Here is a 12,152-nt window from a genome sequence, read left to right as displayed (position 1 = left end):
CGCTATATATTGCAGGAGGGCACGGTATGCGCGCTGTTCTTGATTACGCTCTGTAACAATCGTTTATCATAAAAGAAGGTGTCATTCATGTTTGGTATCGGTGTCCCCGAACTCATTTTAATCCTCGTTGTGGGACTGATCGTGTTCGGTCCCGGTAAATTGCCCGAGGTGGGGCGGTCGCTCGGCAAGGGACTCCGCGAGTTCCGCAAAGCGTCGAACGCCCTGACACAGGCGATTAACGCACCCGATCCGCCGCCCGCCGCACCCGCGCCGCAGCCGGCACAACAACCGCCCGTGGCGCAGCCTATACAGACCGCACAGCCTGTGCAGGAGACGGCACAGCCCGCTCCCGCGACCATGGAGAGCGCGGCGGCAGCCGTCGCGGCACATCGTGCAGCGCAGGCGGAAACGGCGGGAGAGCAGCCCACCGCCGCAGAGACTGCAGAACCCGCACAAAAGAACGGATAGTAATGGTTCTGCCGATATATGGCGGCATCGCATCGCAAGCGAAACATCTCTCGCTATGCCGCTCCCGTAGGGGCGCCGCGCTGCTGCGCCCTCCTGCGATATGCGGCGGCGTAACGTCCGGCAGCCAACAGTATCACATCATGTCGGCATGGAGATTCACCGCGACATCGCGTGTGAAGTACCTCGTTATGCCGCCCCCGTAGGGGCACGGCGCCGCCGTGCCCTCCTGCGATTCACGGCGGCGTAACGTCCGGCAGCCAAAATGTTTAACGATATAACAAGTTGTATTATTTTTAGGAAGAATAGAGTGAAGTGAAAGTTTTGAAAAAATCTCACTTCACGCCTTGGGAGGGGAACAATCATCATGTTTGGACTCGGCGTACCCGAACTCGTACTCATTCTCATCATCGGACTGGTCGTCTTTGGCCCCGGCCGCCTGCCGGACATCGGCAAGGCGCTCGGCAAGAGCATCAAGGAGTTCAAATCCGCGAACAACGAACAAGACCGGGAAAAATCCGAGATCAATGTCACGGCGGAGACAAAGACGCTCCCCGCGGACGGAAAGACGGAAACGAAGAGCTAATCTATGTCTGAGGAATCGAAAACGCCCGAGGCGCCTGTCTCCTGCCCCGCCACACCGGAGGAGCGCGACGCCATGATCGCCGCGCAGCGGCGGGCGGCGGCGGCTGCGGAACAGGCGGCACAGACACCCGAGACAATCTCGTCTCCTGACGATGTGCCGTCCACGGAGGACACTCCTCCGATCGCGGAACCCGATCCGACGAGCGGGGAGGAACCGCCGCTCCCGTCACCCGCCGCAGAGACGGAGGACGACGACGAGGGGAGCATGTCGCTCATCGCGCATCTGACGGAGCTGCGATCGCGCCTCATCAAGTGCCTGATCGCCGTCGCCGTCGGGAGCAGCGTCGGTTATTACTTCATCGAAGACATCATGCATTATCTGACCCGTCCGGTCGGAAAGCTCTACTACATGCAGCCCGCCGAAGCGTTCTTCACCTACATCAAGATCGCCGTCGTCGTGGGCTTTCTTCTCGCGCTGCCCGTCATATTTTACCATGTGTGGCGGTTCTTCCTGCCCGCACTCACGCGCGCGGAGCGCATCGTCCTCGGGATCGTTGTGCCGGTCTCGGTCGTGCTCTTCTTCCTCGGGCTCGCGTTCTCGTTCTTCCTCGTGTTCCCCGCCGCGATTCTCTTTTTCAAGGGTTTTGGCAACTCCGAACTCGAGGCGCTCTTTTCCGTCAACCGCTACTTCGAATTTGTCATTATGTTTGTCCTGCCGTTCGGCTTTGTCTTTGAACTGCCACTCATCATCACGATTCTCGGCAAAATGGGCTTTATCTCGTCTAAATTTCTGCGGAAATATGCCCGCATCGTCATTTTCCTCTCGTTCGTCGTCGCCGCCGTCATATCGCCGACGCCGGACGTCTTTACCCAGTCGATGATCGCCGTGCCGATGATCGCGCTTTACGGCGTCGGCTACCTCATCGTGCGGTACATCCTGCGCAAATAACATCTAGGAGGGATTTCCTTGGCGTATAAAGATCTACGCGAATTCATCGACGTGCTCGAACAGCGCGGCCTCTTGAGACGCATCACGGCGGAGGTCGACCCGGAGCTCGAGATCACCGAGATTACCGACCGCATATCGAAACTGGAGGGGGAGAAAAACGTCGCCCTCCTCTTTGAGAACGTCAAGGGCTCGACCATGCCCGTCCTCATGAACGCGTTCGGCAGCTACGAGCGCATGGCGCTCGCGTTCGGCGTGGAAAAACTCGACGACGTGGCGGACGAGCTGACCGAGCTGCTCAAAATCCCGCACATCTCCCTCCAAAACAAGATGAACCTCATGACGCTCATCCCGATGGCGCGCAAGGCGATTAATTTCCCGAAATATGTGAAAAATGCGCCCTGTCAGGAAGTGATCGAGACCGAGAATCCGAGCCTCGACAATATCCCCATCCTGAAATGCTGGCCGGACGACGGCGGCCCCTTCGTCACACTGCCGCTCGTCTTTACGAAGAACCCCGCGACGGGCAAGCGCAACGTCGGCATGTACCGCCTGCAAAAATATGACAGCCGCACGACGGGGATGCACTGGCACATCCACAAGAACGGCGCGGAGAACTTTCGCGATACGAAGGAGCGCGGCGGCACGCGCATCGAGGCGGCGGTCGCCATCGGCACCGATCCCGTCCTCACCTACGCCGCGACCGCGCCGCTGCCGCGCGACATCGACGAGATGGTGTTCGCGGGCTTCCTGCGGCACAAGTCCGTCGAGCTCGTGAAATGCGTGACCGTCGATCTCGAAGTGCCCGCGACGGCGGAGATCATCCTTGAGGGCTATGTCGACACGGAGGAGCGGCGGCGCGAGGGGCCGTTCGGCGACCACACGGGCTACTACTCGCTCGCCGACGACTATCCCGTCTTTCACATCACGGCGATCACGCACCGCAGAGATCCCGTCTACGCCGCGACCGTCGTCGGCAAGCCGCCGATGGAGGACTGCTTTATCGCAAAGGCAACCGAGCGCATTTTCCTCCCGCTGCTGAAACAGATGCTGCCGGAGATCGTCGACGTCAACATGCCGCTCGAGGGCGTGTTCCACGACTGCATCGTCGTCTCCATCAAAAAGCAGTTCCCGATGCACGCGCGCAAGGTCATGCACGCGCTGTGGGGCATGGGGCAGATGATGAACGTCAAGATGATCATCGTCGTGGACGCGCACGTCAACGTGCAGGACATGAAGGAAGTCTGGTGGCGCGTCTTTAACAACATCGACGCGAAATATGACCTTGAGATCGTGCAGGGGCCGCTCGATGTACTCGACCACTCCTCGCCCATGGCGCAGTGGGGCTCAAAGCTCGGCATCGACGCGACCAAGACATGGCCGTCCGAGGGGCACGCGCGCGAGTGGCCGGACGAGATCACGATGAGCGATGAGATCAAGGCGCGCGTCACGGCGCGCTGGAAGGAGTTTGGACTCGATTGAACCGACTGATCGAACGGATTCGGGCGCATGCGAACAACACCGCTTTTCATCATACGGTGTTCTCGCTGCCGTTCGCACTCATGGCGGCGCTGCTCGCTGCGGACGGACATCCGCGTCCGGGAGACCTCGGCTGGATCGTCCTTGCCATCACGGCGGCGCGGTCGGCGGCGCTCGTCCTCGACAATCTCGCCGATCTGAAATATGACAGGCAGCAGCCCCGCCTCGCGTACCGCGCGATGGTGCAGGGACGCGTGAGCAAACGGGAGGCGCTCGTCTTTATAGGCGTGTGCCTCCTTGTGCTTGTATTTGCGGTATTGCAGCTGCATCCCATTTGCATCTATCTCCTGCCGATCGCCGCGCTGCCCTTTCTCGTCTACCCGTTCCTCAAGCGCGTGACGGGCTGGGTACACCTCTTCCTTGGCATCGCGATCGCGATGGCGCCTGCGGGCGGCTGGGTTGCGGTGACGGGGGAGATCGCGGCGCCGATGGTCGTGCTCTGTCTCGCCGTCGCCCTCTGGATCGGTGCGTTCGACGCAATGTACGGCGCGCAGGATGAGGAGTTCGACCGCAGTCAAGGACTGCACTCCCTCGCCGTCTCCTACGGCGCGGCGGGGGCGTTCCGCATCGCACGCATCGCGCATGTGCTGTCGATTGTCGGATTCGTCGCCGTCGGCATTATGTGCCGGCTGCATTGGCCGTATTTTGTCGGCGTCCTGATCGCGGCGGCGACACTCGTCTATCAGCACCGCATCGCGAGTCCTACGGATTTTTCACGCGTGACGCAGACGTATTTCATGCGGAACGGCATCGTATCGATCGCCGTTTGCGCGTTCGCGTGGATGAGTTACTATATATAGAACTGAAAAAGAGGAGAGCATATGGCACGCATACTGTCGGGCAAGGAATTTGCCGCGAAAATCAAAGAGGACGCGGGACGCGCGGTCGCGGAGCTCAAGGCGGAGGGCGTTCACCCGCGGCTCGCCGTCGTCATCGTCGGCGCTGATCCCGCCTCGGAGGTCTACGTCCGCAACAAGCAAAAGGCGTGTGCGGAGCTCGGCATCATCTCGGATCACATCGCCCTGCCTGCCGATACGGCAAAGGAGGAGCTGATCACGCGCATCGATGCCCTGAACGCAGACGCATCCGTGCATGGGATTCTCGTGCAGCTTCCTCTGCCGGAGGGGCTGCGCGCCTATGAAGAGGAAGTGCTGGAGCGTATCGACCCGCGCAAGGACGTGGACGGGTTCAACCCCATGAACGCAGGGCGGCTCGTGCTCGGCGCGCCGGGACTGCGCCCCTGCACGCCTGCGGGCTGTATCCGTATGCTCGAACTCGCGGGCATCCCCATCGAGGGGGCGCACGCCGTCATCATCGGGCGCAGCAACATCGTCGGCAAGCCGATGGGGCATCTTCTCCTCGAGCGGAACGCGACCGTGACGGTCTGCCACTCGCGCACACAGAACCTCGCGGCAGTCGCACGTGAGGCGGATATTCTCGTCGCGGCAGTCGGGCGTCCGGGCTTTGTGACCGCGGATATGGTGAAGCCGGGCGCAACCGTGATCGACGTCGGCATCAACCGCATCGCCCCGAAAAAACTCGTCGGCGACGTGGATTTTGATGCTGTGTCGGAGATCGCAGGAGCGATCACGCCCGTGCCGGGCGGCGTGGGGCTCTTAACTGTCGCAATGCTTATGAATAATGTTGTTGAGGCAGTTAAGCTACAGCAGGGGTGAGTCATATGTTCCGGCGCCGTTCGGGCATCCGCCTTGCCAAAAAAGCGGGGCTTAAAAATGGCTGCGGCGGACGCCCAAACGGCATATCAACTACGGCGGTACACATTGCGGGAGAACAACCGCTCAACGTGCGCCCAACATCGTGGGAAGAGGAAATTCAATATGCACGCCTTGTAGGGGCGCCGCGCTGCCGCGCCCTCCCGCGATCTACGCGCGCCTTACATCGTGGGTAAAAAAATCGCTTAAATTCGGTCAAATTTGGTAAAGGAGAGCACCAACATGAAAACCGACGTCGAAATCGCACGCGCAGCGAAAATGCGCCCCATCGCGGAGATCGCCGAAAGCATCGGCATCCGCGCCGATCATCTCGAACCGTATGGAAAATACAAGGCGAAGATCGGGCGCGCCGCGCTTGACGCCGTAAAAAATAATCCCGACGGCAAACTCATCCTCGTGACCGCGATCAACCCGACCCCCGCGGGTGAGGGCAAGACAACGACGAGCGTCGGACTTGCCGACGCCCTGCACCGCCGGGGGAAGCGAACGATCGTCGCTCTGCGCGAACCCTCACTCGGCCCCTGTTTCGGCATGAAGGGCGGCGCGGCGGGCGGCGGCTATGCGCAGGTCGTGCCGATGGAGGACATCAACCTCCACTTCACGGGCGACTTCCACGCCGTCACGACGGCGCATAATCTGCTCGCTGCGCTCATTGACAACCACATCCAGCAGGGGAACACGCTCGACCTTGACGTCAGGCGCATCGTGTGGAAGCGCGTGCTCGACGTCAACGACCGCGCTCTGCGGCACATCACGCTCGGTCTTGGCGGCACGGCGCACGGCGTCCCGCGCGAGTCGGGCTTTGACATCACGGTCGCCTCGGAGATGATGGCGATCCTCTGTCTCGCGGACGGCATATCGGACATGAAACGCCGCCTCGGGTGCATCCTCATCGGCTACACGCGCGGCGGACGTCCCGTCTGCGCGGAGGAACTCGGCACGACGGGCGCACTCGCACTCCTCTTTAAGGACGCGGTGTACCCCAACCTCGTGCAGACCATCGAGGGCACGCCCGCTCTCATCCACGGCGGCCCCTTCGCGAACATCGCGCACGGGTGCAGCAGCGTCATGGCGACCAAATACGCGCTGAAATCTGCCGATTACGTTGTCACCGAGGCGGGCTTCGGCGCTGATCTCGGCGCGGAGAAATTCTTTGACATCAAATGCCGCATGGCGGGGCTCACGCCCGACGCGGTCGTCATCGTCGTGACGGTGCGCGCGCTCAAGATGAACGGCGGTGTGGCAAAAGACGCACTCGGCACAGAAAACCTCGACGCGCTGCGGCGCGGCGCGGCGAATCTCGAAAAGCACATTGAGAACATCGGCAAGTTCGGACTGCCTGCCGTCGTCGCGGTCAACGTGTTCCCGACCGACACCGAGGCGGAGCTGGCACTGCTCGAGGAGCTATGCGCGGCGCTCGGCGCGCCCGCCGTTCGCTCCGAGGTCTGGGCAGAGGGCGGCGCGGGCGGACTTGCCCTCGCGGACGCCGTGGAGACAGCGCTTCAAAAACCCGCCGACTTCCGGACGATTTACGATACGAACCGCTCCATCGTTGAGAAGATCGAAACAATCGCACGGGAAATCTACGGCGCGGACGGCGTTGACTTTACACCCGAGGCACGGAAACAACTCGCCGAGATGGAGCGGATCGGCATGACGGAGACGCCCGTCTGCATGGCAAAGACGCAGTATTCCTTTTCGGATGATCCTGCGCGTCTCGGACGCCCGACGGACTTTCGCATCACCGTGCGCGAACTGCGCGCCTCCTGTGGCGCGGGCTTCGTCGTCGCACTCACAGGGAACGTCCTCACCATGCCGGGACTGCCGAAACATCCCGCCGCGATGGACATGGACATCAGCGAGGACGGCGTGATTACCGGGCTATTCTAAAAAAATAAATATAAGGTGGGCTTACTGCATAAAGGTACTTTTTGCACACAATCAGTAAGCCCTTTTTCTATACCACCTATATTAAAATCGACAGAATAAAACTATTATATCTTATGAGACGGATTTTCATTGACAGTTGCTGTGAAATACTTTATTCTGCAAAGGTGAATATTGTTCATATTTAAGAACTGCCTTGTTTTGATGCGGCATATGGGAGAAAGGAGCACTCGTGCATATGAGGCGTATACTGACAGCGCCGCCCGTACTCGCGGCAGTGCTCGCAATCATCGCGCTTTATGCGGTCTCTGCGGGCAGCGTCGCCGTTCCCACATCCGATACACTCGCCGTTGTGACGGCGAAGCTGATGGGGCATGAGCCGTCCATCGATCCCGCGGTGACGGACATCATCTGGGAACTGCGCGTGCCGCGTGTACTGCTTGCAATGACGGCGGGCGCGGGGCTTGCGCTTGCGGGTGTTGTGATGCAGGCGTCCGTGCAGAACCCGCTTGCCGAACCGTTCATCCTCGGCATCGCCTCGGGCGCGTCCGTCGGAGCGACGCTCGCAATCCTCCTCGGCTCTGGGACGATCCCGTTCGGCGTACCGGGGGCGGCGTTTCTCGGCGCGATTCTCGCAACACTCGCCGTGCTCATGCTCGCGGGGATCCGGCGGCGCGTCTCGACGGTGAAACTCGTGCTCGCGGGCGCGGCGATCAGCGCACTCTGCGTTGCCGCGACGAATTTCATCGTCTACATGGCGGCGGATGCGGAGGGGATGCAGTCCGCGGCATTTTGGACGATGGGATCGCTCGCCGATGCGAAATGGCGCAGTCTCTTTCTGCCCGTCCTCATTGTGAGCACGCTCGCCGTGTACTTCCTCTCGCAGCTGCGCACGCTGGACGTGCTCCTCCTCGGCGAGGAGCTGGCGACGACACTCGGCATCGATGCGAGCGCGAAACGGCGCCGCTATATGGCGCTGCTTGCGCTCCTGACGGGCGTCCTAGTCGCGACCTGCGGCATCATTGGTTTCGTGGGGCTCGTCGTGCCGCATCTCGTGCGCGCCTTTACGGGGGCGTCGCATCGGCGGCTGCTCCCCGCGGCGCTCCTCATTGGGGCGATCTTCCTCATCGTCGCAGATCTCATCGCGCGGACACTTCTCCCCTCGGGCGATCTGCCCATCGGCATCATCACCGCGCTCATCGGCGCGCCGCTCTTCATGAAGCTGCTCTTTGGCAGCGGCGGGAATTTCGGAGGCTGATATGAAGGAGATTCGCATTGAGGGGCTGAAATTCTGCATCGGAACAAAAGAGATTCTCCACGGCATCTCCGCCGTGCTGCCCGCCGACCGTTTTGTTGCGCTTCTCGGCCCCAACGGCTGCGGCAAGTCCACGCTGCTCAAACACCTCTACCGCGTACATCAGATTCAAGAAGGCACGGTCTACTTCGACGGCATGCCCATCGCCGACATCCCGCTGCGCGCGGCGGCGCAGGAGATTGGCGTGATGGGGCAGTTCCACGCGGTGGACTTTGATTTCTCCGTGGAGGAGATCGCGCTCATGGGGCGCGCCCCGTACAAGGAGAGCTTTGAGGAGGACACGGCGGAGGACTTTGCACTCGTCCGCGCCGCGCTCGATAAGGTCGGCATGGCGGACGCGGCGGCGCGCAGTTTCAACGAGCTCTCGGGCGGCGAGCAGCAGCGCGTCATGCTCGCACGCTGTCTCGTGCAGGAGCCGCGCCTGCTCATCCTCGACGAACCGACGAACCATCTCGATGTAAAGTACCAACTGCATCTGCTGCGCCTCGTCAAAGGGCTCGGCATCGGCGTCATCGCGGCGCTCCACGATCTCAACCTCGCGGCGATGTTCGCCGATCTGCTTGTCGTCATGAAGGCGGGGGAAATCGTAGAGATCGGCGCGCCGCGCGAGGTGATTACAGAGGAGCTGCTGCAAAGTGTCTACGGCGTTGCGGCGCATGTCGCCTACGATGCAGAGGGCTTGCCGCTCGTCGACTATCGCACGGGAGCGTATGCATCATGAGGCGGCGGCTGCGCGCAGCGCTCTGTCTGCTGCCGCTCCTCGCCGTCACCGCGCTGGTTCTCTTTCTCTCCTATACGGAGGGGCGCGGGGCTGAGGAGGCGGCGGGCACGCCGGGCGGCGAGACGTTCGTCACGGCGGACAGCGACGGGCACCCGACGACGTTCACACTCGTGCATGTGCCGGAGCGTGTCCTCGTCACTTATCCCGGGGCGGCGGAGCTGATGATCGACCTCGGCATCGCGGATCGAATCGTCGGCGCGATCGCGCCGTATGGGGAGGAGCCGCCTGTCTATAGGGACGCTTACGCCGCCCTGCCGATTCTCGGCGCGCCCTATATGCCGAGCCGCGAGGAGGTGACGGCGCTGCGCCCCGATCTCATCATCGGCTGGTCGCATCACTTCACGCCCGACGCGCTCGGCGACGTGCACAATTATTTCCGCAAGGGCATCGGATGCTACGTCGTCCCCGCCACCGTGCGCAAAGGGCATCCGACGCTCGACGGCACGGTCTATCCGTTCATTGAGGATATGGGGCGGATGTTTGCGGTGGAGGAACGTGCCGCCGCCTATGCTGCGGGACTGAGGGCGCGTTCCGCAGCGATTGAGGAGCGGACGCGCGCACGGGGCAAAAGGTATACGGCGATGATCCTGCAGGCGCACGGGAGCAGTCTCTATAGTCTCTACGGCGCCACATACATCATCGACGACATCGCGCGGCGGGCAGGCGCGGACAATGTGACGGAGCGGCAGATGAACGGCGTTGGACCCGAGCGTGTGCTCGGCTTTGCCCCCGACGTCGTTATCTATGTGAATCCGAAGAATATCTCCGCGGAGGAGGCGCGCGCCGAGCTGCGCGCGGATGAGAATCTAAGGAATATGCGGGCGATCCGCGAGAACCACATCATCGTCGTTTCCTACGCCGATGTGAACAATGGGAACGGGCGCACGATCACGGCGCTTGAAGATATTGCCGCGGGGCTGGATGCCCTCGCGGACTAGGGAATTGGGAGGATTATCATGAAGAAGAATGTACTGCGCGGGCTCATCGCGGGCGCACTCACGGTAGGAGCATCTGTTTGCCCACCTTCGGTGTACGTTTATGCCGCTGAGGCGGAATCGGGAGATCTTGAAACCTACAGCCTCGCCGATGTTATCGTCACGGCGAGCCGCAGCGACACGCAGATCGCCGATGTCCCCGCCGACGTCACGCTCATCAGTGAGGCGCAGATCGAGCGCGGCAACTATAAGAGCGTCTCGGATGCTCTGGCGGGGGCGAACATCAACGTCGTCAAGAAGGGCTTTGCCGCCTATCCGATCATCAACGGCGATACGCGCGTCCTCGTCATGGTCGACGGTAAGAAGGTCAACTGGGATCATCTCATGGTCAGCGGCGACGACAATGCGGTCAACGTGGATCAAGTGCCGATGGAGAACGTCGAGCGCATTGAGATCGTGCGCGGGCCGAACTCCTCGCTCTACGGCGAGCGCGCCGTCTCGGGCGTCATCAACATCATCACAAAGCGCGCCAAGACGGGCAAGCCGTCCGGATCGCTGAACATGCAGCTCGGCGCGTGGGGGGAAAAGCGTGCGGGCGTCTATGTGACCGGCGGTGATGCGAAAAACAGCATCAAGGCAAGCGCTGCGCATGAGCGCAGTCATGATTTCCGCTACCGGAACGCGGACGGAGACACGCGCACCTTTGGCAACAGTGACATCAAGCATACGGACTATACGATCGGTTATGACCGCATCATTGGCAATGACCGACTGAGCTTTGACTTTTCACGGCACGAAATGGACGATGGATTCGGTGTTTTGTTAAAGAACCCAAAGACCGGCGAACCCACCTACACGGGGCGTCAGGAAACGCTGGATACCGCCTATGGCATCACCTATATGTTCGGCTCGGAGAAGGACGGCGAGGGGACGTTCCTGCGTTATTATCGCAATGAATCCACAGCGGATTCGCCGTTTGGCGCGCCGTATAATCATAAGCTGCGCCGCAACAGCTTTGAAGGACAAAAACTTTGGATGTTGGGCGATAAGAATATGCTCGTGGGCGGATTCCTGTGGGCGAAGGAAAGCATCTATGAGAACAACGACGGATCGGAGATGAACGCGTCCGCGACAACGAAGGCGATCTTTGCTGAGGACGACTGGCAGCTTGGCGGCGGGTATGCGCTGAAACTCGGCACGCGGTACGAGCATCACAGTGACTTCGGCGGCGATGTCGCCTCTCATATCAGCTTGAATAAAAAATTTGGACGCAATACACACGTCTATTTCTCATGGGGGCAGGCAGTCAATAATCCAACGCTTAAAATGCGCTATGCCGACACCCCGTATATGAAGGGCAATCCAAATCTCAAGCAGGAGAAATCACAGACCTATACCCTCGGGGCGGAAAGCCAGCTCTCGCGCAAGTGGAACGTCTCGGCGAGCATCTATAAGAGCAAGGTAAAAGATGCACTCAACTGGTCGTGGAACGTTTATACGCGCTATTACAATGTGGACAACGAGGATCGCCGCGGTATGGAGCTGAGCGCGCGCTACCGCGCAAGCAATGCATGGACGGTGCGCGCCGCCTATAGCTATGCGCATGTCGAATCGACGGATACGAACAAAAACTATCTTTCGACGAATACACGTCCGAACGGGTATAACCTTGGGCTCTCCTACACGATGAACCGTTGGAGCGCGGATGCGGATCTGAACTACGTCACGGGGCGGAGCATCGAGCGGTTCACCGATACAAGTTATCTTACCCTCGACCTCGGTGTGAATTATCGGGTGAGCGATGCGTTCAAGGTCTATCTGAAAGGCTATAACCTCACAAACGAAGCCTATGAATCCATTGGCATCGGCTTTGGCGCGCAGCGCGGCGCCTACGCTATGCCCGCCCGGCACTTCGTCCTCGGCGCGACATATAATTTCTAAAAAAATATCGCGCACAATAAAAGAC

General features: G+C 60.7%; 13 protein-coding genes. All 13 read left to right on the top strand.

All coding sequences use genetic code 11. The features are described 5' to 3' along the window. The first annotated feature begins 87 nt into the window (after nucleotides 1–87). On the top strand, nucleotides 88–468 hold the full coding sequence (locus K341_RS0108550; RefSeq protein ID WP_009438195.1) for a Sec-independent protein translocase subunit TatA/TatB: 381 nt from the start codon (nucleotides 88–90) through the stop codon (nucleotides 466–468). 100 nt (nucleotides 469–568) lie between these two features. Continuing rightward, the gene (locus tag K341_RS12730) at nucleotides 569–715 is read left to right on the top strand and encodes a hypothetical protein (RefSeq protein WP_162141747.1); all 147 of its coding nucleotides are present in this window, start codon (nucleotides 569–571) and stop codon (nucleotides 713–715) included. A 117-nt stretch (nucleotides 716–832) separates the two neighbouring features. Next, nucleotides 833–1,051 carry a twin-arginine translocase TatA/TatE family subunit gene (tatA, locus tag K341_RS0108545; protein ID WP_009438175.1) on the top strand — a complete coding sequence of 73 codons (219 nt, stop codon included), beginning with the start codon at nucleotides 833–835 and terminating at the stop codon, nucleotides 1,049–1,051. 3 nt (nucleotides 1,052–1,054) lie between these two features. Then, complete coding sequence (gene tatC, locus K341_RS0108540) at nucleotides 1,055–1,999, top strand: twin-arginine translocase subunit TatC (RefSeq protein WP_026762497.1); 945 nt, start codon at nucleotides 1,055–1,057, stop codon at nucleotides 1,997–1,999. 18 nt (nucleotides 2,000–2,017) lie between these two features. Further along, nucleotides 2,018–3,478: a menaquinone biosynthesis decarboxylase gene (locus tag K341_RS0108535; RefSeq protein WP_026762496.1), complete on the top strand. Its 1,461-nt coding sequence runs from the start codon at nucleotides 2,018–2,020 to the stop codon at nucleotides 3,476–3,478. Beyond that, nucleotides 3,475–4,335: a 4-hydroxybenzoate octaprenyltransferase gene (locus tag K341_RS0108530; RefSeq protein WP_009438183.1), complete on the top strand. Its 861-nt coding sequence runs from the start codon at nucleotides 3,475–3,477 to the stop codon at nucleotides 4,333–4,335. The genes K341_RS0108535 and K341_RS0108530 overlap by 4 nt, the downstream gene beginning before the upstream one ends. A 21-nt stretch (nucleotides 4,336–4,356) precedes the next feature. Continuing rightward, on the top strand, nucleotides 4,357–5,211 hold the full coding sequence (gene folD / locus K341_RS0108525; protein WP_009438186.1) for a bifunctional methylenetetrahydrofolate dehydrogenase/methenyltetrahydrofolate cyclohydrolase FolD: 855 nt from the start codon (nucleotides 4,357–4,359) through the stop codon (nucleotides 5,209–5,211). A 5-nt stretch (nucleotides 5,212–5,216) separates the two neighbouring features. After that, nucleotides 5,217–5,444 carry a hypothetical protein gene (locus K341_RS12615; RefSeq protein ID WP_009438162.1) on the top strand — a complete coding sequence of 76 codons (228 nt, stop codon included), beginning with the start codon at nucleotides 5,217–5,219 and terminating at the stop codon, nucleotides 5,442–5,444. 46 nt (nucleotides 5,445–5,490) lie between these two features. Beyond that, nucleotides 5,491–7,158: a formate--tetrahydrofolate ligase gene (locus tag K341_RS0108520; protein WP_026762495.1), complete on the top strand. Its 1,668-nt coding sequence runs from the start codon at nucleotides 5,491–5,493 to the stop codon at nucleotides 7,156–7,158. 235 nt (nucleotides 7,159–7,393) lie between these two features. After that, nucleotides 7,394–8,413 (top strand): FecCD family ABC transporter permease, encoded by a 1,020-nt coding sequence (locus K341_RS0108515; RefSeq protein WP_009350234.1) that lies wholly within the window; start codon nucleotides 7,394–7,396, stop codon nucleotides 8,411–8,413. 1 nt (nucleotide 8,414) lies between these two features. Beyond that, nucleotides 8,415–9,191, top strand: coding sequence for an ABC transporter ATP-binding protein (locus K341_RS0108510; RefSeq protein ID WP_009350233.1), 777 nt, complete (start codon nucleotides 8,415–8,417; stop codon nucleotides 9,189–9,191). Next, nucleotides 9,188–10,189: an ABC transporter substrate-binding protein gene (locus tag K341_RS0108505; protein WP_009350232.1), complete on the top strand. Its 1,002-nt coding sequence runs from the start codon at nucleotides 9,188–9,190 to the stop codon at nucleotides 10,187–10,189. The genes K341_RS0108510 and K341_RS0108505 overlap by 4 nt, the downstream gene beginning before the upstream one ends. 18 nt (nucleotides 10,190–10,207) lie before the next feature. Beyond that, nucleotides 10,208–12,127, top strand: coding sequence for a TonB-dependent receptor plug domain-containing protein (locus tag K341_RS0108500; RefSeq protein WP_009350231.1), 1,920 nt, complete (start codon nucleotides 10,208–10,210; stop codon nucleotides 12,125–12,127). Nucleotides 12,128–12,152 lie beyond the last annotated feature (25 nt).

It is taken from the genome of Centipeda artemidis DSM 19719 (genome assembly GCF_000426665.1).
GTDB classification, from domain to species: Bacteria; Bacillota; Negativicutes; order Selenomonadales; family Selenomonadaceae; genus Centipeda; species Centipeda artemidis.
This window is presented reverse-complemented; position numbering and strand designations above follow the sequence as displayed.